The sequence below is a fragment of the Paenibacillus sp. Y412MC10 genome (assembly GCF_000024685.1).
Lineage (GTDB): Bacteria > Bacillota > Bacilli > Paenibacillales > Paenibacillaceae > Paenibacillus_AQ > Paenibacillus_AQ lautus_A.
Genome location: NC_013406.1, coordinates 620,758 through 646,656, shown reverse-complemented (window position 1 = coordinate 646,656; position 25,899 = coordinate 620,758). Strand labels below are relative to the sequence as shown.

23 protein-coding genes are annotated in these 25,899 nt (G+C 53.8%); 6 read left to right on the top strand and 17 right to left on the bottom strand.

Features of this window, described 5'->3' with window-relative positions; genetic code table 11:
- Positions 1–23 precede the first annotated feature (23 nt).
- Positions 24–1,205, bottom strand: a complete 1,182-nt coding sequence (locus GYMC10_RS02730; RefSeq protein WP_012818736.1) for an acyltransferase — start codon at positions 1,203–1,205, stop codon at positions 24–26.
- A 147-nt stretch (positions 1,206–1,352) separates the two neighbouring features.
- Between GYMC10_RS02730 and GYMC10_RS02725 the strand changes: the two genes are divergently transcribed.
- From GYMC10_RS02725 to GYMC10_RS02700, 6 genes are all read left to right on the top strand, one after another.
- Positions 1,353–2,126, top strand: a complete 774-nt coding sequence (locus GYMC10_RS02725) for an amino acid ABC transporter ATP-binding protein (RefSeq protein WP_049788662.1) — start codon at positions 1,353–1,355, stop codon at positions 2,124–2,126.
- 116 nt (positions 2,127–2,242) lie between these two features.
- Positions 2,243–3,052, top strand: coding sequence for an ABC transporter substrate-binding protein (locus GYMC10_RS02720; protein ID WP_009595086.1), 810 nt, complete (start codon positions 2,243–2,245; stop codon positions 3,050–3,052).
- 141 nt (positions 3,053–3,193) lie between these two features.
- On the top strand, positions 3,194–3,847 hold the full coding sequence (locus tag GYMC10_RS02715) for an amino acid ABC transporter permease (protein WP_036664979.1): 654 nt from the start codon (positions 3,194–3,196) through the stop codon (positions 3,845–3,847).
- A 43-nt stretch (positions 3,848–3,890) separates the two neighbouring features.
- Entirely contained in the window at positions 3,891–4,541 is a 651-nt protein-coding gene (locus tag GYMC10_RS02710; RefSeq protein ID WP_009595092.1) for an amino acid ABC transporter permease, read from the top strand.
- Positions 4,542–4,808: 267 nt separating this feature from the next.
- Positions 4,809–5,306, top strand: coding sequence for a hypothetical protein (locus GYMC10_RS02705; protein ID WP_012818734.1), 498 nt, complete (start codon positions 4,809–4,811; stop codon positions 5,304–5,306).
- A gap of 136 nt (positions 5,307–5,442) precedes the next feature.
- On the top strand, positions 5,443–5,877 hold the full coding sequence (locus tag GYMC10_RS02700) for a DUF6376 family protein (RefSeq protein ID WP_012818733.1): 435 nt from the start codon (positions 5,443–5,445) through the stop codon (positions 5,875–5,877).
- Positions 5,878–5,965: 88 nt separating this feature from the next.
- Here GYMC10_RS02700 and GYMC10_RS02695 read toward each other — a convergent pair whose 3' ends face one another.
- From GYMC10_RS02695 to GYMC10_RS02625, 16 genes are all read right to left on the bottom strand, one after another.
- Complete coding sequence (locus GYMC10_RS02695; RefSeq protein ID WP_012818732.1) at positions 5,966–7,174, bottom strand: hypothetical protein; 1,209 nt, start codon at positions 7,172–7,174, stop codon at positions 5,966–5,968.
- Positions 7,175–7,236: 62 nt separating this feature from the next.
- Complete coding sequence (locus GYMC10_RS02690; RefSeq protein WP_012818731.1) at positions 7,237–7,863, bottom strand: nitroreductase family protein; 627 nt, start codon at positions 7,861–7,863, stop codon at positions 7,237–7,239.
- Between the two features lie 21 nt (positions 7,864–7,884).
- Complete coding sequence (locus GYMC10_RS02685; protein WP_012818730.1) at positions 7,885–8,289, bottom strand: DoxX family protein; 405 nt, start codon at positions 8,287–8,289, stop codon at positions 7,885–7,887.
- A gap of 390 nt (positions 8,290–8,679) precedes the next feature.
- Positions 8,680–8,814, bottom strand: a complete 135-nt coding sequence (locus GYMC10_RS31720) for a sugar ABC transporter permease (RefSeq protein ID WP_081746347.1) — start codon at positions 8,812–8,814, stop codon at positions 8,680–8,682.
- 67 nt (positions 8,815–8,881) lie between these two features.
- Positions 8,882–11,287 (bottom strand): LamG-like jellyroll fold domain-containing protein, encoded by a 2,406-nt coding sequence (locus tag GYMC10_RS02680; protein WP_012818728.1) that lies wholly within the window; start codon positions 11,285–11,287, stop codon positions 8,882–8,884.
- A gap of 274 nt (positions 11,288–11,561) precedes the next feature.
- Positions 11,562–12,785 (bottom strand): glycosyl hydrolase family 8, encoded by a 1,224-nt coding sequence (locus GYMC10_RS02675; RefSeq protein WP_012818727.1) that lies wholly within the window; start codon positions 12,783–12,785, stop codon positions 11,562–11,564.
- Between the two features lie 356 nt (positions 12,786–13,141).
- Positions 13,142–14,716 (bottom strand): FAD-dependent oxidoreductase, encoded by a 1,575-nt coding sequence (locus tag GYMC10_RS02670; RefSeq protein ID WP_012818726.1) that lies wholly within the window; start codon positions 14,714–14,716, stop codon positions 13,142–13,144.
- A 28-nt stretch (positions 14,717–14,744) separates the two neighbouring features.
- On the bottom strand, positions 14,745–15,770 hold the full coding sequence (locus tag GYMC10_RS02665; RefSeq protein ID WP_012818725.1) for a zinc-dependent alcohol dehydrogenase: 1,026 nt from the start codon (positions 15,768–15,770) through the stop codon (positions 14,745–14,747).
- A gap of 20 nt (positions 15,771–15,790) precedes the next feature.
- On the bottom strand, positions 15,791–18,031 hold the full coding sequence (locus GYMC10_RS02660) for a helix-turn-helix domain-containing protein (protein ID WP_012818724.1): 2,241 nt from the start codon (positions 18,029–18,031) through the stop codon (positions 15,791–15,793).
- A 65-nt stretch (positions 18,032–18,096) separates the two neighbouring features.
- The gene (locus GYMC10_RS02655) at positions 18,097–18,978 is read right to left on the bottom strand and encodes a carbohydrate ABC transporter permease (RefSeq protein ID WP_009595681.1); all 882 of its coding nucleotides are present in this window, start codon (positions 18,976–18,978) and stop codon (positions 18,097–18,099) included.
- The gene (locus GYMC10_RS02650; RefSeq protein WP_009595687.1) at positions 18,972–19,937 is read right to left on the bottom strand and encodes an ABC transporter permease; all 966 of its coding nucleotides are present in this window, start codon (positions 19,935–19,937) and stop codon (positions 18,972–18,974) included. The genes GYMC10_RS02655 and GYMC10_RS02650 overlap by 7 nt, the downstream gene beginning before the upstream one ends.
- 79 nt (positions 19,938–20,016) lie before the next feature.
- Positions 20,017–21,624, bottom strand: coding sequence for an extracellular solute-binding protein (locus GYMC10_RS02645; protein ID WP_012818723.1), 1,608 nt, complete (start codon positions 21,622–21,624; stop codon positions 20,017–20,019).
- Positions 21,625–22,130: 506 nt separating this feature from the next.
- On the bottom strand, positions 22,131–23,063 hold the full coding sequence (gene sdaAA, locus GYMC10_RS02640; RefSeq protein WP_012818721.1) for an L-serine ammonia-lyase, iron-sulfur-dependent, subunit alpha: 933 nt from the start codon (positions 23,061–23,063) through the stop codon (positions 22,131–22,133).
- On the bottom strand, positions 23,060–23,743 hold the full coding sequence (gene sdaAB / locus GYMC10_RS02635; RefSeq protein WP_012818720.1) for an L-serine ammonia-lyase, iron-sulfur-dependent subunit beta: 684 nt from the start codon (positions 23,741–23,743) through the stop codon (positions 23,060–23,062). Before sdaAB ends, sdaAA begins: the two co-directional genes overlap by 4 nt.
- Before the next feature lie 39 nt (positions 23,744–23,782).
- On the bottom strand, positions 23,783–24,865 hold the full coding sequence (locus tag GYMC10_RS02630; protein ID WP_012818719.1) for a dihydrodipicolinate synthase family protein: 1,083 nt from the start codon (positions 24,863–24,865) through the stop codon (positions 23,783–23,785).
- A complete protein-coding gene (locus tag GYMC10_RS02625; protein WP_012818718.1) occupies positions 24,865–25,881 on the bottom strand; it encodes an NAD-dependent epimerase/dehydratase family protein in 1,017 nt (338 codons plus the stop codon). Before GYMC10_RS02625 ends, GYMC10_RS02630 begins: the two co-directional genes overlap by 1 nt.
- Positions 25,882–25,899: the final 18 nt, after the last annotated feature.

Here is a 25,899-nt window from a genome sequence, read left to right as displayed (position 1 = left end):
AACGCCTTTCCCATATTCCAAAATTAGGATGATACCTCCGTCACTGGCTTGACTGGAACCGAAGGAATGGATGCTTTTGCCTTCCGCAAGCTGCCCGGCAGCTTACCGAAGAAGATCCAGGTCCAGCCTCCCAGGCGGCTAATGCCGTAGACCGCTATATACGAAACCGCCACCGCGCTGACAAGCCCGCCGGCATACCACGCGAGCAGCAGCCAGGAGTTCTCCGTCCGCGGAGGAAAGTCCCGGTAAAAGAGCAGCACCAGCGGATGCACCAGATAAACGCCGAAGGAATATACCCCGAGCCGTCTGAACCCGTTCAACCACCAAGCGCTCTTATTCCCGAACAGCAGCGCGACCTGGAGCATAACCAGGGCGGTGGTTAACGTATGCACATTCCAAAAGGCATCGTAGAGCAACGGGTGATATTCCGTCCCCAGCAGCCGCTGATTGTATCGAAGGCCGATATGCACCAGCGCGGCGCCCAGCCATACCGCCCAGAGCAAGATCCAGCCCAGCTTGCGCAGCGCCGGTCTTGCTGCCTGCTGCGCTGATGTCAGCCAGTTCTTAACCCGGTCATAGTAGATCCCTATCCATGCCCCGAGAAAATAATACGACAGAAACGACAGCGACCAGCTGTTCCGGTTCGTTACGTCCCACCAGGCATCATTGCCGATGTAGAACAACCACTGCAGTACAATGCCGACCAGCACGCAGACCGCCGCGAAGCCGCGGAATCGCTTGAGCAGCATCAATACGAGCGGGAACAGCACGTAGAACTGAATGTTAATGAAAATGAAATACAAGTGCGTGTAGGATTTTCCCGTCGCCAGCTTGGGCCAGAAGCTCTCCAGCATCGCCGCCAGATCGGACTCGCCCCCGCGATGATACCAGGCCACCGTAAAGAACAAAACCGAGAACAGCACATACGGCACCAGGATATACATCAGCCGGTTTTTGAAGAAGCGCCCAAGGTCACGGCCCTTGAACGGGCGGTGATAATAGTTATAGAACAGCACGAAGCTGCTCAGAAATATGAAGGTGGTCGTTCCAACCTTCGAAAATATGTTCAGGAAGTTATACAAGCCAAAAAAATCGTCCCCGCGCATCTGAACTGTGGCGAACGACGTCGCATGCACCATCAGCACACCCATCATCGCAAAGCCCCGAACCAGGTCGATTTCGGTTAATTTTGCACGTTTCTCCATGTTGCCTCCTTCATAAGATTACGCCCCCTATTATATCTCACTCCCCACCGCTTGGATACTAAATTTTCCTAAAAGTGGCATGGAACAAGCTCCCTTTGCCATACCAGTGTAAAAAGGGCCTGGCACCCAAACAGGACAATAGCTTACATGCATGCAGGCGTCCAATTCGAAGTGAATAGGAGGGGATTTCTACTGATTGAATTTAGCCGCGTCAACAAATTTTTCGGAACCTTCCATGTTCTGAAAGAAATCGACCTGACCATTTCCCAGGGGGAAGTCGTTGTCATCGTTGGACCTTCCGGCTCCGGCAAGAGCACGCTCCTGCGCTGCATCAATCGGCTTGAAAGCATTACGGATGGCGAGCTCGTCGTGAATGGCGTCAAGCTGCATGACAGAAAGATCGACATCAATACATTCAGGCGGAATATCGGGATGGTCTTCCAGCACTTTAACCTGTATCCGCACAAAAAGGTGATCGACAACATCATTCTCGCGCCCATGAAGGTGCTGGGAATGTCGAAAGCGGAGGCGACGGAAAAAGCGATGACGTACCTGCAGCGGGTCGGGATCGCCGACAAAGCGAACAGTTACCCTTCCCAGCTCTCGGGCGGGCAGCAGCAGCGGGTCGCGATTGCCCGCGGATTGACGATGAATCCGAAGATCATGCTGTTTGACGAACCAACGTCCGCGCTTGACCCGGAGATGATCGGCGAGGTGCTCGATGTCATGCGCTCGCTCGCCCACCAAGGCATGACCATGGCCGTCGTTACGCATGAGATGGGCTTCGCGCGCGAAGCCGCGGACCGGATCGTCTTTATGGACGAAGGCCGGATCATCGAGGACGCCCCGGCTGCCGAGTTCTTCAATCAGCCGAAGGAAGAAAGAGCGCGGGCGTTTCTGAGCCGCCTGCTGCATCACTAGCCGGTGAAGAAATCGGATATGGCATGTACGGACGAAGATGAAACTTCACCAATGCTGCTCCTTCGGGGCCAAACGCATGAAGAGAAAATAACTTTTTTAAGGGGGAAGCGAAAGATATGAAGAGAAGATTTACGGGGACCTTCAGGTGGAGCGCGGCCCTGCTGGCGCTCGTCATCATGCTGATCGCATCCGGATGCGGGGGGTCCGGCAGCACGGACACCCTGGAGGCGATCAAAAAACGGGGCAAGCTGGTGGCCGGCGTGAAATATGATACGAAGCTGTTCGGACTGCAGGACCCGGCCACTGGCAATGTAGAGGGCTTCGATATCGACATCGCCAAAGCGCTCGCCAAAAAAATTCTCGGCGACGAGACCAAGGTCGAGCTGAAGGAGGTCACCTCCAAGACCCGGATCGACATGCTGAAGAACGGGGACATCGACATCATTATTGCCACGATGACCATTACGGAGGAACGTAAAGAACAGGTGGATTTCAGCGATGTCTATTTTGAGGCCGGCCAATCCCTGCTGGTGAAGAAGGGCAGCCCGATCACGGGTCTGGAAAGCCTGAACAAGGATACGAAGGTGCTCACGGTAAAAGGCTCCACGTCCGCGCAAAATATCCGCGAGAAAGCGCCCGACGCGGTCATTCTCGAATTCGAGAATTATCAGGATGCCTTCACCGCGCTCAAAGCCGGACAGGGGGATGCCCTGACCACCGACAATTCCATCCTGCTCGGCATGCAGCAGCAGGACCCGAGCTTCGAGCTGGTCGGCGGCAACTTTACCGATGAGCCGTACGGCATGGCGATCAAGAAAGGAAACCCGGAATTCGTGAAGACCGTCAACGAGCTGTTGAAGGAGCTGAAAGACAGCGGCGAATACGACAAACTGTATGAGCAATGGATGGGCGTAAAGCCGGAATAACCGCCGCAAGACTTGGCCGGGCCGGGCCGAAGGAGGCGTGCCCCTAACCGGGAGCCATCCCGCTCTCCTCCCAGAATGGCCCGGCCTTCATTCGACCGGCCGAACGATCATCATCCCCATTGGAGGTGAAGCCTTGTGACCTTGTGGGATTTCAACATTCTGGTCGAGCATTGGGATCAATTCATGGCCGGCCTGGGCCAGACCATTCTCGCCAGCCTGCTGGGACTGATCGGCAGCTTGGTGCTGGGCACCTTCATCGCCATTATGCGGATTGCTCCATTCCGCGTCTTGAAGGCGATCGGCACCATTTATGTCGAGTTTATCCGCAATATCCCGCTCCTCGTGGTTGTCTTTTTCTTTTTCCTGGGCCTGCCCGCCCTCGGCATACCGGTCGACCCGTTCACCTCGGGCACGCTCGGGCTGATGGTGTATACGGCTGCCTTCATCGCCGAAGCCATTCGGGCAGGCATTCAGGCGGTACCGTCAGGGCAGTCGGAAGCGGCTCGCTCCTCCGGGCTGAGTTATATCCAGAATATGCGCTACATCATTCTTCCGCAGGCGGTCAAAATCGTACTGCCGGCCATCGGCAACCAATTGATCAACCTGGTCAAAAACTCCTCGGTCCTGGGCGTTATCGCCGGACTCGACCTGATGTATTATGCCGATCTCATTAACCTGAGCACCTTCAAAGGCATACCCGTCTATACGTTTGTGGCCCTGTTCTACCTGCTCCTGACCGTTCCGCTCAGTCTCGCGGTCCACTATATGGAGCGCCGATTCGCGAGAAGCAATTGATGTTACGTTCGAAGTTTGCCTAATATACAGGAGGTGGCATGAGATGGATTTTATCGGTGCATACTCCTGGCCAAACCTGCGATATCTCCTTCAAGGCTTTTGGATCACGGTGCAGGTTGCCGGCTTATCCATTATATTCAGCTTCATCATCGGAACCGTGCTCGGGACCGTGAGGTATACGAAGACCCCCTTCCTGTCGAGGACCACGGCTTTTTTGGTGGATATTATCCGCAATCTGCCGCTGCTGCTGATCATATTCTTCATCGGCATGGTGCTGCCCCAGACCGGGATTCGAATCCCGACCTTCTGGGCGGCTGTTGTCGGACTGAGCATTTTTGAAGGGGCCATGATCGCCGAGATCGTACGCAGCGGCCTCGTATCGGTGGATAAAGGCCAAATCGAAGCGGCCCGGGCCTCGGGCCTCTCTTATATGCAGACACTGCGGCACGTCATTCTTCCGCTGGCGCTGCGCCGGATGTCCCCGCCCATGGTGAGCCAGTTCATCTCGCTCATTAAAGACACGTCGCTCGCCGTGATCATTTCGCTGCCTGAGCTGATGCGCAACGTGCAAATCCTAAGCGGTTCCAGCTATTCCTATGTCATCCCGGCCCTTGTCTTCGCATCCTTGCTGTACTTTACGCTGAATTATCTGCTGTCCATCATCGCCAAGCGGCTGGAAGCAAGGCAGATATAGCCCCTGCTCTAAGCGTTCTCAACTTTCTATATGGGCTGCCACCATCATGTTACAAAATGGGTGCCCTGCCACCATAAGCGTGTACGTCCAATCTGCTCCGCAGCCATTTATGGCTTGCGGGGTATTTGCCGTTTTTTTAAGCAGCCAGCCCCCTGCGCATCCTATACCAGGCTCTACCGCCCCCCAGCCATTCTTTGGCTAGCACCTGCAACAATGGCGATACTCTCCTCGTCTAAATACATAATCATCCCGAAAGGAGACGCCGATATGAAAAAAGCCTTTCTCGCCATGATGGCTCTTTCCCTTACGCTTGGACTATGGCTTGGCACAGATCACTCCACGGCATCCGCCTTGTCATGTGCGGAGCCTCGCAAGGTTACCGAGGAGTTAAAAACCTCGGATGCGGTATTCAGGGGCACGTTGGCCTCATCCCACCCTAAAGCCGATATATCCAAAAGCAAATATGTATTCCAGGTTTCCGAGTGGTGGAAGGGAGAATCGGATGCCCCTACCGTCACCCTATATTCCAATGGCTGGGAATCCTTTGAAACAGGCAAGGAATATATCGTGTTCGCCGACAAAAGCGGGCAAAAGCTCAAACCCCATCTATGCGGGAATACGGGTCCTTCCTCATCCGTTGACGTAACTTCCCTGGGAGAAGGCATCCAGCCCGAGAAGGCCGCTCCATCAGCCGAAAGCCCAAGGCATGGCGGCATCCTGGCAGGTTTGATTGAACTCATTCGTTTCCTGCAGGGGAAATATTAATCCTGCCGGCAACCGGCGTTCTGTTCGAAGCTGCCTGAAAGTACCTGCCCGCTCATGCGAAAAAAATACAACCATTCTCCATGTCATCCGTATACAACGTAAAAGAACTGCGTTATAAACGACAGGAGGAGGAGAAATGATCAAACGATTATTGCTGATTTCACTTGTACTGGGAGTTCTCTCCGGATGTTCCTTGGTGGACAGCGTGAACAATTCCTTGGATTATACGAAGGAAGCAACAACCTTTATCAATGAAGCTTCCCAATTTGCCGAGTCCATCCCGGAGCTCGCCCAGCAGGCAGCCACTAATACGGATGCCAAGGAAACGCTGACCGAGCAACTCGAAGCGATGAAAACCCGGATCTCGGAGTTTAACGGTATCGAGGCCCCTGCCTTTGCGCAGACGATCCATGAACAGCTGGTCGGATTAAACGACACGCTGCTGACCGACATCAACGGTTACATGGATCAAATCCAGAACGGAGTGACCGACTTCCAGAATTCCAACATCGTTCAAACCGTCAATAAAATTAACGAAACGATGGATATGCTCCAGAATCTCCAGCCATAATCATGCAATCCCTTGCCGACAGCATAGCAGCCCTGCTCTTCAGGAGCAGGGCTGCTATGTTTGCTTTGTTATGTATGTGTTTCGTTCCTCACTTAAAGAAGGATTCCAGATTGGCGGTAAGCGTCTGCTTTACGACATATCGCGTCCCGTCTTCGCTTGGGGCCATAATCCAGGATGTCCCTTGGTAACCTCCTTCATCCCGAGGGTCCCAGGCCACAATGAACTGCCAACCGTCGCCAAAGCGTTCATCGTATTCTTGGCTATAACCGTCTGCGATATTCTCGCGCGAAACCGATTCGATGGGCGTATGCTGAACACTTTCAAAAGATTTCATCCATTCCGTAAATTCCACCATGTCCCGGTCATACTGACCTGAGAAATATCCCTCGACCCCGCCCGACATCGCGTGAAAGGTTTCTGCATCCTCCGCCTGCGCTGCCTGATACAGCAAGGAAACGGTCTGCACCGGGTTCCATACGGGCTGCTTCGCTTTCGCGGCAAAGAATGCCCTGTCTTCAGCGGTATGCTGGATTTCTACCGCGATAAGCTCTTCCATCGTCGCTTCCCTTCCAAGCTCGTAAGCCCCCGGATAAACCGTGGATTGCTCCACCACTTTAAGCCCATCCGCGAACGCCGTCACAAACCACAGATTCTGATCGCCCTGGCTGAGCTCCTCCAGTACGATTTCGGCCTGGCTCCCGTACGTAAGGGATAACAACCGGCTGCTTACCTCATCCAGCCCTTCTTTATCAAACAGCTTGAAGCGTTCCGCTCTCACTTCACGTTTGCCCGCCTCTTCGAACAGCACCTTCAGCATGGCGGGGGACATTCGGACGCTCGGAATGTCGGCATGACGGAAATACGAAGCGGAATCGTTAGCCTGAAGCGCTTCGTACATGTCGAGAACCGCTTCGACGGGATCGCGATTAGGCTCTCCCTCCGGCTGCTCAGCCTCTTGCTTGACCTGGCGATGGTCCGGATCTTCCTGCGGGAATGCCGTACGCAAACTCTCCTTAGCCGCCGACGGCATTTCCGCTGGTTTCGCGGCTTCCCCTGCACCCGGTGCGGCGACAGTCGATGGCGTTGTCTGTACGGCTATCGGCGCCTCCTTCGCGCAAGCTGTCAGCATCATCATGATGACGGCCAGAACCATGAGCTGTCCATTCCGCCGATATGGCTGCTTCCCCCTTTTCATTTCGTTCACCCCCGTTATATAACGAAAAACCGGCATAACACCGACACCGACCTCTTTATATTCATCATCGTCATTATGGAGTGGAATGTTTATCATGGACATAAAAAAAGCTCCCGCCAGGTTTAAAAACCTGTTCGAGAGCTTCTGTTCCTCTCTTGCATCCCTTAAAATCGGTTATAGCTCACAAATTCCAGTACCGGCTTGCGGTAGCCGCGGGGACGCGGTTTGCGCGCATCCTCCTTGCCGATCGCGATCAGCATGGCGGGCACATAAGCGTCCGGAATGTTCAGTTCCTTCTGCAGGGCATCGGGATCAAATCCGATCATCGGGCAGGTATCCCATCCCTTGTCCTTGGCCACCATCATCAATAACATCGCGGATAGGCTGGCATTCCGAATGGCTTCATCCCTCATAAAGCTTTCTCCGCCCGCTTCATAAAAGTTCGTGACCGATTCAACCGTCATGTCATATTCAAGCTTGTCGATCACGCCCAAATTCAGAAAGCCCTCGTTCATTCTTCCGATATCCTCGTAGGCCTGCTTATTCCCCAGCACCACGATGACGGCCGACGCGGTGAGTATCTTATGCTGCTTGTTGGCGGCTTCGTAAACTGTGTGCTTGATATCGGGATCCTTAACCACCACATAGTGCGTATGCTGTAAATTAAAAGCCGAAGGAGCATATTTAACCTCATTAAAGATATCGTTTAAATCCTGATCCGGGATTTCAATCCCTTCCATAAACAGATTAGCCGATCTCCGGCTCTTAATTAATGTCGTCAAATCACTCATATCTGCGCGCCCCCATCATGATTAGTTAAAGATTACCGCATCCAGCGAATATGCGCCTGCACTCGTGAGTGCCAATGCAACGGCTACTGCGATCAACAGCAAATTATACTCGTAACCATTCGCTGTGGACCAATACCCGTTCCGGCCATGCACCTTCACGATGGCGCCCAGCATCGTCAGCGTGATCAGCGCTGCACCGAGCACCGTGAGAAATCCGGCTGCCAGCAGCAGCCCCCCAACCAGCTCCATCAGACCTGACAACACCGCGATCGCGACGCCGGGTTTAATGCCCACCGATTCCATCCAGCCGCCGGTCCCTTTCGGCCCGTAACCGCCAAACCAACCAAACAGTTTCTGCGCGCCGTGCGCCATGAACGATAACCCAACCACCAAACGAAGTATCAACAATCCAATATCTATAGCCATTTTGTACGCCTCCATATTCATGTTCATTATTTATAGAAATTCATCGACCCAGTTCATTAATATCTTAGTATAAAGATATATAGGTGTAGAATGATTAACCTGCTTTACTTCGCTAACGTTTATGCACTTTCACTTACTCCTTTCAATTGACTAACTTTTATATAGTCACTTAACTTAATATCAAGATATATGATGTGGGCTCTCCTGTCAACCGTTATTTTTAAAAAATAAGCGCTAAAAAAACATCCTTGCCATTTTTCCGGCAAGGATGCTTCGTATGTCTATTATCTCACTGTCACATAGCGGAATGCCTTATAACAGCAAAAGAGGGCATCCCCTGCCAAAGAATCTTTGGGGACCCCTTCTTTCGTTCCATCAAGCACAGGTGAATTATTCCTTCACCGCGCCGATCGAGATGCCGCTCGTGAAGTATTTCTGGAACATGATGAAGATGATGAGCATCGGTATGGCCGCCACCGTAGCCCCGGCCATTTTGTAGGCAAAGTTCGGATTGAGATCCTGCATCAGGGTGGCTCCCCCGACCATCAGCGTCTTCACAGCTGCCGCGATGGAGCCTCATGACGACGGCCGATTACTCGGCCAGCTTCTTGATTTCACTGTCGGTCAGCGCCTTGCTGTACATCCGCACCTCATCCAAGCTTCCGTTAAAGTAAGGATCGGCAGCGAACCGGCTTTTCCCTAAATAAGCTTCCGTTGTCAGCAGCCCGCTTGGGTTCAGCTTCATGTGATCGCCAGAGGCAACCATCTGTCCGTTCACGTATAATTTGCCCGTATCCCCCTGAAGGGTCACGGCTACATGCGTCCACGCATTCACCGGAAGCGGGGCACTGCCAAGGAGGCTCTGGTCTCCGCCGTTGCCGTGAATCGTAAACTGAAGGACACCGGCGTGTTGGGATGGCGTCAGGAACATATGCCTGGCGAGCCCGCTGCCGGCATCCAGCACCCGCTGCCACGGTGCTCCTCCCTTCCAATACACCCAGGCCGCAAAGGTAAAGTCCTCTGTATCGGTGACCCGATTCGGCAGTTCAATATAGCCGTCCGAGCCATTAAAGTCCATTCCGCCTCCCTGCCGGCTCTTCTCATTCCACCGGACTCCGCCAAGGATCTTTCCATGAAATCCGTTATCCGAGACGTCGAACGCCGTGCCTTCTTTATTCTCGCTGAACGGATAGCCCAGCAGAAGCGGCCCTGCGGACTGCTGCAGTACGGTTACGTCAAACGCTTTGGCAGCCTTTGCTTTACCGCTCGTAATCTGAGCGGTCAGCGTAACCCTCGCGTCCCCCGCCCCGGCAGCAGGACGATTCAGCTTTCCCTCCGCCGATATGACTTCGGGATGAGAGGAGGTCCAGCGAATGACGGCACCTCCGGAAGCCTCGGACGGCAAAGCCAAATCGTAGAAAACTTGGCTCACGTCCCCGAGGGAAAGGTCTCTCTTCACGGCATCCACGAGTTCCCTGTCGCTGCGATCAAGCTGACGCGCGCCCCACACCGCGGTACCGTCCGCCGAAAGGGCCGTGAAGGTCATCGTCTGCCGCTTCGCTTCGGGGTCCCATTGCGGAGTCATTACGCCCTTATAACTCTCTCCATTCAGCGTAAGCGTCACATCCCGCTTTCCGCTGATCTTCCATGCGCCCTCTGCTGCACCTGTTACTTTACCGTTCTTATGAAGCTCGATCGGCACCGATTCTTTGACGACGGACGAAATATCTTTCCCGTGTTGGATCAGCTTATAGTCTCCGGCCGCATCTTTCGGCGTGATTTTCTTAGCCTCCTTGGCCTCCTCGCCTGCATAACGGTATGGAGCCGATACCGGCCAGCCGTCCTGATTCATATACAACTCATGCACCCGGATCTCATGCTCTTCCCCGCGCTGCGGGAAGCGGCTGTGAAAAATAAGGAATGTTCGTTTGCTCCGCTCATCGTAATAGACGGAGTTATGGCCAGGCGACACGGCCCCGGTGCCGATCCCCGTTCCCGGATCGCCGACCAGGCGCTTGAACAGGTAGTTCCCCATCAGCTTCACGCCATACGGCTCAATCGAACGGTCGTCAAAAAGCGGAAGGGAAGGATCAGCCTTCACCTCTCTCATATCGTTGCCCTCCGCATCGTAGAAAGGACCATCCGGATTTTTGGATCGGACCACCCGCATATTGTAGCCGCCAACCGCATCCAACCCCCCGTACGACAGGTATAGGTAGTAATAGTCCGTGGCCGGGTGATAAACCATGTAAGGCCCTTCGATCCGGCTGTGATTGCCTCCCAGCAGCTTCTTCCCGTATCCTTGCCCAGGCAGCGGTTTTCCGGTCTTGGGATCCATCTCCATAATGAAAATGCCGCCGGAATAGGAGCCGTATACCATCCACAGCTTGCCGTTCTTATCGAAGAACACATCCGGATCGACGACATTCGGGTGCTTTGTTGCATCATAGATGGTTCCATCCTCACTGATCTCGTCCCACATGCCGGATTTCAGAATGATGCCGGTGTCCTTATACGGGCCTTCGATCTGATCGGCAACGGCGATCCCCATGGCGGATCGCGGGGAATCCCCTTTGCAGGCGTTATAGTACATATAGAATTTACCGTCTGCCAGCTGAATCACGTCGGCCGCCCACAATGTGTCGCTTTGCGCCCATTCCAGCGTTTCTCTCAATTCCTCCGTTACGTTCGGAATCAGCGGATTGCCGGTCGCGACCCCGGACGCGACCATGTCCCAGCTCATCAAGTCCTTCGATTTGGCCGCGGCCAGATGGGAACCGAACACATAGTAGGTATCCCCTGTTTTGATCACGGACGGATCGTGCACGGAAGCCTCCCGGAATACCGGTGCCTTCTCCCCCTTCTTCAGCGGAGCCGCTTCGGCGTACACGTCAGGAACGCCAGCCGCAGGTCCTTGGCCTGCCGTACTTAAGCCTCCTGCCATTAACATTGCGGCAATTCCTGCGGCAGCCGTCTTACGCAGCATGTTCTTGTTCATACGATTCTCCCTCGCCTCGATTTTTTGTAAACCCTTTCATAAATAAAAAAACAAGATGTCCATTATGGCGATACCTCTGGCTGTTTAATTTAGAATAATATAAAACATTTTATATTTGATAAGATATTAACACTGAGCCTTATGAAATATCAATGCTAATTTTTAATATTTTTCTCCATAAATCAATTAATGGTAGGAAATACCCAAAAAAACCTGATCCAATACGGATCAGGTTTTTGTTTTATATTTATATAAAGTTAAAGGGCATTATGCGTTAATATGTCCACCAATTTCCCGACATGACCATCATCGAGAACAGCTTGATGCTCTCCTCATAATATCCCTCTGCAGATGCGTTCGCCGTATAATTCCATACCGAATTCAGCCAGCTCTGGTGACTGGACGAAGTCATCGCGCTTACGCCGAATGGTGCATAGAACGCTCCGCTGTTATAAGTCACCAGCGCGGTCCCGTTCAGATTATACCCTGCCTTGATATTGGCAGGATTGCTGTTTGCAGCCGACTTAATGAACGTGTTCATTTTATTCAATTGATTCAGCGCGCGCGTATCGCCGGTCATCAGATAGTCGGTCGTAATCCGCCATGGAGTCCGGGCCGAGTTGTAGTAATATTTTCCGTCGTTCGCCCCCTCCAGGAATCCCGCTGCCGCTGGCTGATAATTGCCGCCCGACATGACAACGAAATCCGGAAGCAAACCGGTATTGGAGCTGTAACCGTTATAGATGGAGTTGATGATCGTATAGGTTTTGTTAATGACGTTATCCCAACGGGCATCGCCGGTAGCCGCACGGAACGCCTTCATATGGTTCAGCATGAAATCCGATGGCCGCGTGGCGGTATTGTAGTTGCCGCTGGTAGCCCAATCGCCCAAACGCAGCGTCCATTGCGACTGATTGACGTCATTGCTCATGATGGCATTGATGATATCCTTCGCGGCCTGCAGGTAATTGATCGATCCGCTGCTTCCCCACTGCTTGTCCGCAAGCAGGAGTGCGTAAGCAATATCCATATCGCCGTCCGTTGCCGAGTTGGCCCCCTCTATATTCTGGAAGCTGCTGTTCTGTTTCCACGCCATCAGATATGGATTGTTATCACTCGGATGCGCCTTGTAATAGCGATATAACCCATCGAAATACGACTGCGCATTACTGTCGTATCCCGCCATCAGAACGGTGAAAATCATTCCGTAACCGTGAGCCTCGGATACCGTCTCGCCCGCGGAATTGTATTTGACGTAATATTGCCCGGTTGCAGCCGGCTTCAGAAAAGACCCTTTCCAGCTGTTCCATTTGCTCTTGACCGCATTGTCCATCGCGGTCTGCGTTACGTTGTTCGGCTTAATCGAACCGCTCGTATAGGACGTATGCTGGGGGAAGGGCTTGTTGGCCGCCAGGGACAACCCGGCCGGCAAGATCAGCAGAACAGCGCAGACCAACGCCGCCGACTTACGGATAATCGAATTTCGGAATACTTTCATCAACGTTTCGCTCCTTTGGTTTTCGAATTGGAAAGCCATGACCGCTACAGCCTGGTAAACCGGTTTCGGTATAAACCACCACCCTTCCCATGATCGATGGAAACGAGGAGACTGCCCGTATGTAAAGTACCACGAAGTTAGCTGATGTCCGATATGCAACTGCCTCCATATACAAAAAGGTAGGATCCATATCTACTACAAGTATAATAGAATTGTATATTATTGTAAATTAATAGTTTGCCGGTCATGATTCGTCTACCAGCATGAATAGCCGTCTTTCCGCAAGCAGTATCCCACTGCCCGGAAAGACGGCTATCGTTATTTCGGTAGGCATTCCCCTTATCTCTGACAAGACGTCAAACGACATGAATGGATGGCCATGACCGTTCGATCCCCTGTTCCGTCAGTCGCCGCTGAAAAGCTTCCAAGTGGTCCGGGGTATTCCGTACTTCCCGCGGCTTCAGTCCATGCTCTATGCAGTAAGCGGCTAAAAAACCGGCTGCCTCGCCGATGTTCCATTCCACAGGATGCAGACGATAACACCCATTCGTGATATGCGTCGTGCCGATATTCTTGCAGGCTGCCAGCACATTGGCTACCCGTACCGGAATCAGGCTCCCCATCGGAATTTGGAAGGGCAGGCTCGAAATATCGATATACGTCCGCAATCCCGTGCTAGGATGCAGATCGATCCGGTAGCAGCCGATGCCAACGGAATCGTGGAACGTCTCCGCCCGCCCGTCCGGACGGCATTCGGCGGCAATATGCTGCTCCTTCACGGTAAATTCGGCGCGGATCCGGCGGGATTCACGGATATAAGGGGCTTTTGCCAAGCCATCTTTCGTTCCCATCACGTCCGGCCGAAGCCGGAGTCCGGGATACCCCTTTCCTCCATCGGGCCGCGGGGCTTCCGTCTGCATCCAATAGAGCAGGGACAAACTCAGCTGCCTGGATTCCTCCAGATGCCGTTCCCGCTCTTCCGGGCCGACATCGATAATGGAGCCGAGCCAATAATCGTTCTGCGGCCAGTTCACGACCGTGACGCTGCTGTCAAACAACCCGCCTTCGAAATGCTCCGGATTCAGGATCTGCCGGTATTTCCACAGGGAAAACGATCGGCCATCCGGAAATAAGCTGTAGGTGACCGGCTCCAGCGTATGCGGTACTAGCCCCGTCCAACTCAGCATGGCATCGGGCCAGAAATCTGCCCGGTAGCTCTTCCAGAAATCGTACCGATCCGGCTTCGGGATGGTATGATCCTTGCCCTCCCGGTAATCCATCGCGAAGCACCAAGTGAAAGCCTGCATGTCCGCCCGGTCCGCCGGACCGGATAAAGCATGCGGTTCACCGGTCTCTTCCGCCGACTCGGAACCCGTCACGTATTCGATGCCGGCCAGCGGAAGCAAATCCCCCTCCTCGGTAGCATCGAGGAAAAATGCGCCGGTCAGCTTGACGATGTCGCCGGATCTGCTGTCCCGCAACCGGACGGATGTTACCTGATCCCCGCCGGACTCCGCTTCCATCAGCGCATGCTCCGTAAGGATCGTTAACCTTCCGCTGTGCACGTAAGGTGCCAGCATCCCCTGCAGCACGGCCAGCGCCGCTCTCGGCTCATGGGCAATGCCGCTGACCAGTGCGCTGCCTGGATTCAGGTAACGCTCTTGCCGCGATTCGGCCCGGAGCGGAAATAACTCCTTATAATAATCGCGGATCCGATTCCGGAATTCACGGTAGCTGGCTGTGCAGCCAAACTGCTCGATCCAGGGATGCTCGTCGGGCGGTACGCCCTGACTTGTAATCTGGCCGCCGAGCCAATCGCTCTCTTCGGTCATAACCACGCGTTTTCCCGCCTTCGCCGCCGCAAGCGCAGCGGCACAGCCGCCGAGTCCTCCGCCCAGAATGATGATATCCGCCTCTATATGATTCTCCATATGCACCGCACCTCGATATCGCTGTATTCTATTCGGCTTTGGCACCAACCGTCTCATGATCGTATTTAAATATCGTTCCGAGCGTCGTTGACCCGGGGCCGTACCGCTCATAAGCCTTGCCCGCCTCATCTACGGGAACCACATGCGAGATCAGCGGTTTGATCGAGATTCTCCCTTCGGCCAGCAAACGAATATATTCCGCAATGTTGCGCCCTTCCGTCCAGCGCACAAAGCCGATCGGATAATCCGTATTGTTGAGTTCATAGCTTGCGTCGTACCGGCCCGGACCGCCGGCCCGTGATATGAGCACCTGCGCTTCCTTGCCAAACATCAGCCCTCTGGAGTAGGTTGTAGACAAATCGCCGACGATGACGATTTTCCCCTTATCCCGAATCCATCCCATGGACGCGTTGATAAGCTCTTCACCGGGACCGCTTGCGCACAGGATGACGCTGTCGGCTCCATGTCCGCCCGTCATCCGCCCGACCTGCTCCTCAAGCTGCTCCCGGTTATCATAAGCATAGGCAATATGCTGCCTCATCCCCTGCACCCGCTCCGGGTTCAGGTCAAATCCCGCAACGGGGCAAGCCGCCGCATGCGCGATCTGGGCAATGATCTGTCCCAGGATGCCCAGCCCGACCACCACGGCCGATTCGCCGAAGCGCAGATCCGCAACCCGCAGGGCATGGATCGCAATCGCTCCCAGCCCCGCAAAAGCGGCTTCCTGCGGATCCACCCCGTCCGGGACGATGGCCGTCAGGTTCGAAGGCACGGTAAGCCACTGGGCATGGCGCACGTATGGTGCTCCATAACAGGCCACCCGTTGACCGACGGCAAGCCCCTTCACGCCTTCACCCAAGTCTTCGACGATCCCCACCGCGCTGTAACCCATAATGACTTTTTGATCCGAAGCCTTTCGTATAAAGATCATTTCCGTACCCGGACTGACCGCCGAGTATTCGGTGCGAATCCGCACATGACCTGCCGGCAATTCCGCCGGCCTCTCGATATGATCAACGATCACGTTTCCATGAATCGTGGCAACAGCCTTCATATGGACCCTCCTGCTCCACCTTATTTTCCTGATGCTTTCCGATATTCGCTCGGCGAGACGCCGCTGTATTTCTTAAAGGTCGTCGTAAATGTGGAAGAGTTCGAGTACCCCGTTTTCTCTCCGATTTCGGCAATGCTGAGGTCCGTGTTCCGCAGATATTCACGCGCATGCGATAATCGGACTTTGTTCAAGTACTCCACATAATTGACGCCGAATGTTTTCTTGAAATAATTGGAGAAGTATTTCGAGCTGGTGTCCAGCACTTCGGCCATATGGTCCAAATAGAGGTTCTCCATGTAATGCAGTTCGATGTATTGGGAGATGAATGCGGGATTCAGCTTGCTTCGCGGATCGTGGTTCCGCGTATTGGCCACCACGCGCATTACTTCCATCAGCGCCTTCTGAATCTCTTCATAGGTGAAGGCTTGATCGACCTTGCGGATGAAATCACTCTCCAGCCGGAACAGCTCGTTGCGGTCAACGGACGGCGAATCCGCCTGCTTCATGACGAGGAAGAACATGCTCTTCGCAATATGCACCATCTGATGGTGATGGATGCGAAGATCCGCATTCTGCTGGAAAATATCGCTCACGATCTGCAGTCCCTCATCCACCTTGCCGCTTAGCATGCAATTGCTCAGCTTCTCGATCTTCTGAAGCGGATAATAAATATCCGGGACGTACCGAATCTGCTCCGCATCGACCATGTCCGTGTCCGCATTCACATTCCGGTACAACCGCCCATCCTTAATATTCCGGTATGCTTCGGAGCAATTGCTGATTTTGGATTCGTACGTGCGGCTAACGCAGCCCCACACCGTGAACGTATCATGATAATCCTCGTTGCACCGCCTAATATACTCCTCGAATTTCCTGACCAGCTGCTTGCGCTCGGACGGCTGATCCAGACCGATTAACGCTAGGAATTTCAGCTCTTCGACATGATAAACCACCACATGTCCATAGCGCTCCTCCAGGCCGCCCCGGATCTGAGACGTCAGCTCTTCCAGGACAAAATCCGACTTGGTTGCCCCCTTGCCTGCAGGCTGCAAATACACGGCCGCCATCATGAAATGCCGGCACTGGAAGAAATGCGTGTAGTGCTTCTGCATCTGCATTTCCTGCTCGCGCGAATGGTGATGGCCGTCCAGCGTTTGCAGGAACACGCTTCGGCGGATATCCTCATCCACCAGATCCATCTGCTTCTTGAGGGATTCGTTCTCCCGCTGCACCTTGACGATGCCGCTCTGGATTTTCACGAAATCATTCCCTCGAAGAGAACTGCCCCCGAGCAGCTGCACGATGTTCTTCACCGGCCGGTACAGATAAATGCTGAGCAGCACCGACAGAATGACGTTTAACGCAATCGCCCCGTACATAATCCACGTATTGGCATCGGTGACAGAATCGATATTTTGAAACTTGTACGGCATTTTATTGATATATATAAATCCGTTATAGTCCGATTTGTAGAAATTGTACTCAAAATCGTCATGCGTGAGGGAGGCTTCCTGCGACGGGTTAAAGTACACGTCGTTCAGAATGCCCACCAGATCCAGATCCTTCTCGGTGCTCAAGATGACGTTCCGGTTCGCATCCAGCACGATAAGCGAGGCCCCGGGAATCATGGAATTCAAATCGACCCCCTTAAGCAGCCGGTTCACGTTAATCAGGATCATCAGGTTTTTGTTCGACATTCTGACCTTGTTGCCGTCTACGGCAATCATCAGGTTCCGGCCGTACCCGCTGCTCTGATCCGCATAAACCTCCGCTGGAAAAACCGTAAGCTCGTGCTCCGATCGGGTAAACGTCTTCCAGAACATCGAGTTGAACTTCTGGGATTTATACCGCCTGTCAAACAATGCGTCCAGATTGCTGGTTCCGCGTGTCGTAATGGCCAAATCGTGATTGTCGAACGAAATGACCACATCTTCCACGATATCCACGTTGGATACGATGCTGGTGACGCTGTCCTGCAGAGTGATGACTTTCTCCATGTCAAGTTTGCCGTTATCCAACTGCATCCGGTCCGAAGGAAGCGCATGAATGTTAAAAATCAAATTGTTAATGGAGGAGAAACTGGTATCAAACGACTGAATAATGTTTCTGATCACCATCCGGTTGTTCTCGCTCACCTTGTCGTAAATTCCGGTAATGGAATTCTTGTACACGATGTAATTGAATATGAACATGATGCCGATGACCAGTTGCAGAGCGAAGAAAATCTGGAGCAAGCCTCTGTTGGCGATCAATCGATTCATACGGATTCACCTCTCTTGGATGTCATCCCTTCATATTCAACATGATAGCCCCCGGCACCTTCCCATCACCCCTTTTCGGAACCGAGCATGACCCCTTTGGCAAAATACTTCTGGGCAAACGGATAGATCAGCAGCACCGGAATCATCGACAACACGATCGTTGCATTCTTCATGGCCTGCGGAGCAAGCGCCGACGCATCCACCAGGCTCGGATTGCTTCCGTTCTCGCTGAAAATCAGCATATCCCGAAGCACGACCTGAAGCGGGTACATATTCGCGTCGTTCAGGTAAATCAGCGGGATAAAGAAGCTGTTCCAATGGCCCATGAAATAAAACAATCCGATCGAGGCCAGTGCCGGTTTGGACAGCGGAAGCACAATCTGGAACAGGATGCGGTACTCGGAAGCGCCGTCGACGACGGCTGCCTCGCGCAGGGATTCCGACATGTTCTCGTAGAAGCTTTTGAGGATCAACAGCTCAAAGGTCCAGATCGCATTCGGAAGCACGAGTGCCCATACGCTGTCCAGCAGGCCAAGCTCGGATACGATCAGGTAGTTCGGAATGATCCCCGGGTTCAGGAACATGGTCATGATGATTGCCAACAGGAAAAACTTGCGCCCGAAGAAATTTTTGCGAGCGAGCGGATAAGCCGCTACCGCCGTAAGCAGCAGGTTAATGGCCGTACCGAGCGCTGTATAAAAAATCGTGTTCAGATAGGCGCGCGGCACCCGGTCGTCGTTCAGCACCTGGGCATAGGCGTCGAGATTAAAACCCTTGGGAAACAAGGTGATATTCCCTTGCACCACTTCGGAGGTCGCGCTGAGGGAAACGGCGGTGATATAGACGACGGGGTACACGGTAATAATGGCAAGGCATGTCAGAATCAGCGTGTTGATAATGCCGAATAACGAGATGTTTCGAAGGCTGAATCGTTTGTTGTTTACCATAGTCCGCTACCTCCCAGCCGCTTGCTGAAGTAGTTGGAGGACAGCAGCAATATCATGGCGACAACGGCTTCGAACAAGCCCACGGCCGCGCCATAGCTATAGTTGCTCTCCAGAAGGCCTTTCCGGTAGACATAAGTCGAGAATACGTCCGCCACCTCGTAAGTCATCGGATTGTAAAGCAGCAATACCTTTTCGTATCCGATCCGAAGCATCGACCCGGTCTTCAAGACAAACATGATAATAATCGTTGGCAGAATGGCGGGAATCGTGATTTTAAAAATCATGTGGCGCCTTTTGGCACCATCCACCTTGGCCGCTTCGTAAAGCGACGGGCTGATCCCTGCAATCGCAGCCATATAGATGATGGCTTCATAACCGACGGTTGCCCAGATATCCGATGAAACATAGATGGTTCTAAACCAGCTCGGCTCAATGAGAAAATACGTCTTCTCGAAACCTAACGCCGCGATCAGCTGATTAATGATCCCCTGATTGGGCGACAGGAAGTCGATAATCATGCTGCTTATAATGACCACCGACAGGAACGAAGGCAGATAGCTGAGCGTTTGAACCGACTTTTTGAACCATTTCACTCTGACCTCGTTAAGGAGAATCGCCAGAATGATGGGAAAAGGAAAGCCGAAAATCAGATTGTATACGCCAAGAAGGAGCGTATTCTTGAACAGCAGCCAGAAATCCGGACTGCCGAAAAATTTCTCGAAATGCTTGAGCCCTACCCATTCGCTCTCCATAATGCCGGTAAATACGCTGTAGTCCTTGAAGGCAATGATCAAGCCGTACAGGGGCCCGTATCGGAAAATAACGTAAAACAACAGGCACGGGATAAACAGAATCAACAGCTGTCTGTCCCGCTTCATATGCTGAAAGGCCGAAACCATTCTTCTCCCAAACCCGCCGCGGGGTTTGGCGAGATTTGTCTCTGTCCCTGCACTTGACATGGTGTTCCCTCCTTAAGATGATGAGCAGCACCCGAGCGTCGTACCCGGATGCCGCCATCACTCTTATTTCTTCTGCGAATTATTTCGTGGCTTCATCCAATCTCTTCTGGGCTGCGTTGAAAATATCGACGATCTGCTTGGCTCCCTGCTTCTCAGCCTGCGCCTGCCATTGCTGCCACTGCGCATCGCCGTAGTTTTTGTTGAGAATGTATTTCGCGTTAAATTCATCCGCCAATTTCTTCAGGGAGGTTTGGATTTCCGCAATCTTTGCGGTTTCGTCATCCGTAAAGTTCACGACCGGATCCAGCGGCTCGAATTTATTGCCGTTCAGGAGCTTATCCTGAGCCTCCTGCTCCTTCTCCGTATAGTTGAAGTACACGCTGCGCTTGTCGGAATTGACATACAATCCTTGCAGCCACAGGCCATAGCGGTCCTCCAGCACGCTAATATCCACCAGCGGCACGTCGGTCAGCTCCGGATAGACGGCTTTATCGCCTTCCATCTTGAACGTCTCGCCTTCCACGCCCATCGTCACCAGCGTGGCGCCGGACGGGCTCGTCAGGTAATCGAGCAGCTTCAGGGAAGCTTCCTTGTTGTCGTTGTTGGCTACCGCGATGCTGAAGCCGTTCGTGATGCTCTCGATCGTCTTGCCGTTGCCGGTCGGTCCGACCGGATTGCCGTATCGCAGGTCATAGTTCGGATTTTGGTCCTTGACCTGGTTGTAGAACAGGTCCAAACGTCCGATCCAGTCATAGGTGACAAAGGATTTATTGCCTGACGTCATTTTCGCCGTCCAGGAATCGTCGGTGTCCGTCATGAATTCCGGATCGAGGAGTCCCTCGTTGTACAGCTTCTTCATGAAATCGAGCATTTCTTTGTGCTCAGGCTGTATGGTAGCGTACTTCCATACCTTGGCCGTCTCGTCGTAATACGTCGGATAGTTGGCTCCGCCGATCCCCCAGCCGAAGGCCCAATCGCGGAAAATGTTCTCTTTCGTTTTCGAGGCGTAAGGATAGGAATCCGGATAGGCTTCCTTCAACTTTTTGAGTGCCTGATAGAATTCGTCGGTATTCGTCCATTCCTTGATGCCCAGCTCATCGAAGATGTCTTTGCGGTACAGGAAGCCGTGGTTCACGTCACGGTTGATGTTTGCAACCGGCCAGGTATAGATGTTGCCGGATTCGTCTCCGTAGGACGGAATGACCCAAGGATTCTCGTCCACATACATTCGTTTGAAGTTCGGCAGCATGTCGACATATTCGTTAATGGCAACGACCGCTTTCTGCTTGCCGATCTTCTTCAGCTCCGGAGGCGTCAATCCGTGGATGATGTCCGGGAGCTTGCCGGATGCAACGGTTACTTTCAGCTTGTCTTGAAACGTAGCCGAAGAATAGGGTTGGAAATTCACTTTGATACCGGTACGCTTCTCGATCTCCTTGGCAAGCAAGGAATCGTTCAGGTTGGTCTTCTCGCTGACGACCATCCAATTGATCGTTGTCGGTTTATCGACCAGCGGAAGCGCGAGACCGCCAGTATCCCCATATTGATCCGGATCTGCCGGTGCCGTTGGAGGTGCTGTTTCTCCGTCTGTTTCGGGAGCTGCCTCTTTATTTCCCCCGCTGCATGCGGCCAAGATTGAAATGATTAATGTGAACACGAGTGCCATACGAAACCATTTTTTTGTCATTTGCGTTCCTCCTCTAAATCGATCATTTGAATGCGGCTGACTGAATCTGTGCGATCGCTACGCTACCCCCGTCATTTCTCCTCATCTGTGTGTCTGCTTACTCATCCGTTCTACGTTTATAAATCAAGATGCTTCCTATCATGCCTCCTTGTTGACGAAGATCCCGGCCTGTCGCAGGAATATTCTAAAATGATCGGGCATCCGCTGCCGAGGGTCCGGCACGGAATTTTCTACCCATCCACATCATAAAAACGCTTCCACGATTCGTAAAGAAGCGTATTTCTGCGAGATGGCGTTTTTTCTTATTCAAGCGGGCGAAATGCCGAAAACCCGCATAACATCAGGCTTTTTGAGCATGTGGAAAATGCTAAAGCGGTAGAAATAGATAAAAAAATAGAGGGATTTCATCACGAAATCCCTCACGGAAGATGTTAAATTTCTTCTCTTCCCCATCGTATATTCTTGAATCAGAACGTCATCGGCGATCTATCAAAACGGGTGTGAATTCAATCACTCGTTTCTTCTTTTTTCGCTTTGGCACCCTGCTCCCTCAATTTTTTCCCTTCCTTACCGTATAGATCCTTCAGGATTTTCTTGCCGGTCGGCGTCTGCGCAAGTCCGCCCTTCGCTGTTTCCCTGTGCTTGGACGGCATAGCCGTGCCAACCTCCAGCATCACGTCGATCACTTCGTCGGATGGAATGACGCTGCGCACGCCGGCAAGCGCCATATCCGATGCCGCCAGCGCCGTCACGGCGCCGAAGCCGTTGCGCACGATGCAAGGAATCTCGACAAGCCCGCCCACCGGGTCGCAGATAAGTCCCAAGGAATTCTTGAGCGCAAGCCCGACGGCGTGAACGGCCTGCTCCGGCGTGCCGCCCCGCAGCTCCGTCAAAGCGCCTGCCGCCATACCGATAGCTGAGCCGACTTCAGCTTGGCAGCCGCCCTCCGCACCGGAAATAAACGAGTTATTGGCAATGACGTAGCCGATTGCGCCTGCGCTGAACAGCCCCATCACCAAATGCTCGTCTTCCCAGCCGAAGCGTTCCTGCGTGCTGACGAACACCCCGGGAATAATGCCGCATGAGCCCGCCGTCGGCGTCGCTACGATGCGCCCCATGGAGGCATTTACCTCGGACACGGACAGGGCGTAGGCCAGCGCCGTGCAAGCGTCGGTACCAAGCGCGGGTACCCCGCTGCTCATATATTGATGGACGCGCACGGCATCGCCGCCGGTCAGGCCGCTTTTGGAAGGGACGGGTTCATGGATTCCTCGGTGCACCGCTTCCTTCATGATGCCGTAGTAATCGGCCATTAGCTTGAACGTCTCGTCCCGGCTTTTCCCCGTTTCCTTGATCTGTTCATTCAGCATCAGCTGGCCGATCGTCACCTGATCCTCCCGGCAGCATGCAATGATCTGCTCCAGCGTAGAAAACTTCATGACTGCGCCTCCTCTACTGTCAAATCCGCGATGACGACCCGATGCACGCTCGGCAGTCCTTCGATATGCTTCATCAATTCGGCCGGAACCGCTTCGTCCGACTCCACCACCGTCATGGCATCGCCGCCCCTTCCCTTGCGGTCCACGTCCATATAGGCAATGTTGACGCCGCCGGCCTCCAGGAGCCGGGTGATATGCGCGACCATGCCCGGCGTATCGTCATGAAAGACCAGCAGCACCGGATAATTCATCGTAAACTTGACGTCGAAACCGTTCACGCGCAGCATTTCCACGCTGCCTCCGCCAATGGAGGCGCCCGCAATGACATCGGTATGATCGCCGCCCTTCAGCCTCAGCTCCACGGTATTCGGGTGAAAGGCCACATTCTGTGCCGTCTTGAAGGTAAGTTTAATGCCTGCCGCTTCGGCAAGCTCGATCGAATTCCGGATGCGCATATCGTCCGTGGCAAAATCAAGCAGCCCGCCGACGACAGCCAGATCGGTGCCGTGGCCGCGGTAGGTTTCGGCAAAAGATCCATAGAACACAATTTCCGCCTGATCGGGGAATGCTCCAAATATGCGCCGCGCGGCTCTTCCGATCCGCACGGCCCCAGCGGTATGGGAGCTGGAAGGCCCCACCATGCTGGGCCCAATAATAGAAAACACATCTTTAAACCGCATGCGCGATTCCCCACTTTCGACTATTCTGCCCTCATTGTATCAGTCTGCCAGCCAACTTTCCAAGTGCTCCCGAATAAAATCGTCATCGTTTAAATGGGGATAATCCCGGTAGACCCGATCAATCTCTTCCGATTGTCCGGGAGACAGCGTTTCATGCGGATTCAGGCACCATGTGCCTTGCAGCAGTCCCTGTCTGCGGAGCACCTCATGAATGCCCGGGATGCAGCCCGCAAACTGATGCGCGGGATCGAAGAAGGCCGCGTTGGAGTCGGTAATCTCGACGTTGCGCGTCAGCCATTCCTTCGCGAACTGCTCCTGCTTGCGCGCCTCTTTGATTTCCTCCAGCAGCTCCACCGCTTTCCTGGTCCAGACCGCCCAGTGACCGAGCAGACCGCCGACGATAGGCTTGGCGACCGGCGTTCCGTCCACCTGGAATCGATAGGTCGTCAGCAAATCGTTGACGATGTTATCGTCATTCCCCGTATAGAGCGCAATATCGTCTCTGCGGCTCGAATAACAGACGGCACGAACGACGTCAATCGTCTGGTAGCGGTTGAAGGGGGCCATCTTGATCGCTACGATATTCGGAATTTCTGCGAAGGCACGCCAGAATTCGAAGGAGAAGATGTTGCCGCCAACCGATGGCTGAAGATAGAACCCGATCACCGGCATTCTCTGCGCGATCTCTTCCGTGCGCTTCAGAATATCCTCTTCGCTCCAGCCGCTTAACCCGCCCATGCTGAGCAGGACGGCATCATAGCCGAGCCTGCGGGCGATCTCCGTTTCCTCCACGGCTTGCTCCGTGGGGCCGCACACGCCGGCCACCATCAAGAAGGGGCGGTCAAGTTCCGCCCTGCGGACCTCTTCCGCCGCGAGCCGCAGCACCGGTTCATACAAGTCAATGCCTTTATCGCGGATCTCGAATTGGGTAGAGTGAACGCCGACCGCCACACCGCCCGCACCGGATGCGGCGTAATAGCGGGTCAATGCCCGCTGGCGGCGTTCGTCCAGCTTCCGGTTCTCGTCCAAAGCCAGCGGATGCGCCGGTATGACGAGCCCTTCGTGAAGAGCTTTCAGCTTCTCGGGGGCCAACCTCTGCATTGCAGGAATCTGTCCGCTCATTAGAATTTCCCCTTTCTCTCTTGGAAGTGCGTCGGCTTGTTCCAGCTCTCGCCGCCGGATTGCACCCATGCTGCCGTCCAATCCAGCATCTGCAGCAGAGACACCTTCGGATAACCGAAGAGCTGGTGGGATTTCGAGGCGTTGTTCAGGAGTGCGGTCTCGGATTCCGTACCTGTAAAGGTCACTTCCTTGCCCATCCGTGCCGCCAACTCCTGTGCCGCCCAGCGGATCGACATCGTCTCCGGTCCGGTAATGTTGATGATTTCGGGAGGCGAGCTGCAATGCAGGAGCGAACGGAGCGCCATCTCGTTGGCATCCCCTTGCCATATGATATTCGCATGCCCCATCGCCAGGTGAATCGGCCGGTCCTCATGGATCGATCTGGCGAGCTCATGCAGAACGCCGTACCGCATATCGATGGCGTAATTCAGACGGTAGATCGCCATCGGCGTACCGTTCTGGTGGGAGAAATATTCAAAGACGCGCTCTCTGCCGAGACAGGATTGCGCATATTCCCCGACCGGCTCCGGCGCAACGGATTCGTTGACTCCGCCGCTGCCCACCGGCGAGAACGGATACACATTCCCCGATGAGAACACCACCATGCGGGATTGCTTGAATTTCTCGGCCACCCGGCCCGGCAAATACGAGTTCATCGCCCAAGTAAAATATTCGCGGCCGGTCGTGCCGAATTTGTTGCCGGCCATATAGATCACGTTTGGAGCCTCGGGCAGCTGCTGCAGCTCCCCGTCGTTCAGCAGGTCGCACGAAATCGTCTGTACGCCCGCCTCCTCCAGCTCGCGCCTGGCCTCCTGGTTCGAGAACCGGGATACGCCGATGATCCGTTTGCCGCCACCGCCTTCGCGCACGGCGTTGGCGGCCAGCCTTGCAAGGCTGGGACCCATTTTTCCGCCGACGCCAAGCACCAGGATATCCCCTTCCAAAGACGCCAAATCGGCAACAAGCTGTGCTGAAGGCTCCGCCAGCTTCGCTTCTAATGCTGCAACGGTTAACATGAACAATCTCCTCCTCCG

Bases quoted from the DNA above. Each gene is read 5' to 3' on its own strand.
- GYMC10_RS02730 (WP_012818736.1), bottom strand. From the start codon at position 1,205: ATGGAGAAACGTGCAAAATTAACCGAAATCGACCTGGTTCGGGGCTTT.
- GYMC10_RS02725 (WP_049788662.1), top strand. From the start codon at position 1,353: ATGCATGCAGGCGTCCAATTCGAAGTGAATAGGAGGGGATTTCTACTG.
- GYMC10_RS02720 (WP_009595086.1), top strand. From the start codon at position 2,243: ATGAAGAGAAGATTTACGGGGACCTTCAGGTGGAGCGCGGCCCTGCTG.
- GYMC10_RS02710 (WP_009595092.1), top strand. From the start codon at position 3,891: ATGGATTTTATCGGTGCATACTCCTGGCCAAACCTGCGATATCTCCTT.
- GYMC10_RS02705 (WP_012818734.1), top strand. From the start codon at position 4,809: ATGAAAAAAGCCTTTCTCGCCATGATGGCTCTTTCCCTTACGCTTGGA.
- GYMC10_RS02700 (WP_012818733.1), top strand. From the start codon at position 5,443: ATGATCAAACGATTATTGCTGATTTCACTTGTACTGGGAGTTCTCTCC.
- GYMC10_RS02695 (WP_012818732.1), bottom strand. From the start codon at position 7,174: ATGTCCATGATAAACATTCCACTCCATAATGACGATGATGAATATAAA.
- GYMC10_RS02690 (WP_012818731.1), bottom strand. From the start codon at position 7,863: ATGAGTGATTTGACGACATTAATTAAGAGCCGGAGATCGGCTAATCTG.
- GYMC10_RS02685 (WP_012818730.1), bottom strand. From the start codon at position 8,289: ATGGCTATAGATATTGGATTGTTGATACTTCGTTTGGTGGTTGGGTTA.
- GYMC10_RS31720 (WP_081746347.1), bottom strand. From the start codon at position 8,814: ATGCAGGATCTCAATCCGAACTTTGCCTACAAAATGGCCGGGGCTACG.
- GYMC10_RS02680 (WP_012818728.1), bottom strand. From the start codon at position 11,287: ATGAACAAGAACATGCTGCGTAAGACGGCTGCCGCAGGAATTGCCGCA.
- GYMC10_RS02675 (WP_012818727.1), bottom strand. From the start codon at position 12,785: ATGAAAGTATTCCGAAATTCGATTATCCGTAAGTCGGCGGCGTTGGTC.
- GYMC10_RS02670 (WP_012818726.1), bottom strand. From the start codon at position 14,716: ATGGAGAATCATATAGAGGCGGATATCATCATTCTGGGCGGAGGACTC.
- GYMC10_RS02665 (WP_012818725.1), bottom strand. From the start codon at position 15,770: ATGAAGGCTGTTGCCACGATTCATGGAAACGTGATCGTTGATCATATC.
- GYMC10_RS02660 (WP_012818724.1), bottom strand. From the start codon at position 18,031: ATGAATCGATTGATCGCCAACAGAGGCTTGCTCCAGATTTTCTTCGCT.
- GYMC10_RS02655 (WP_009595681.1), bottom strand. From the start codon at position 18,978: ATGGTAAACAACAAACGATTCAGCCTTCGAAACATCTCGTTATTCGGC.
- GYMC10_RS02650 (WP_009595687.1), bottom strand. From the start codon at position 19,937: ATGTCAAGTGCAGGGACAGAGACAAATCTCGCCAAACCCCGCGGCGGG.
- GYMC10_RS02645 (WP_012818723.1), bottom strand. From the start codon at position 21,624: ATGACAAAAAAATGGTTTCGTATGGCACTCGTGTTCACATTAATCATT.
- sdaAA (WP_012818721.1), bottom strand. From the start codon at position 23,063: ATGAAGTTTTCTACGCTGGAGCAGATCATTGCATGCTGCCGGGAGGAT.
- sdaAB (WP_012818720.1), bottom strand. From the start codon at position 23,743: ATGCGGTTTAAAGATGTGTTTTCTATTATTGGGCCCAGCATGGTGGGG.
- GYMC10_RS02630 (WP_012818719.1), bottom strand. From the start codon at position 24,865: ATGAGCGGACAGATTCCTGCAATGCAGAGGTTGGCCCCCGAGAAGCTG.
- GYMC10_RS02625 (WP_012818718.1), bottom strand. From the start codon at position 25,881: ATGTTAACCGTTGCAGCATTAGAAGCGAAGCTGGCGGAGCCTTCAGCA.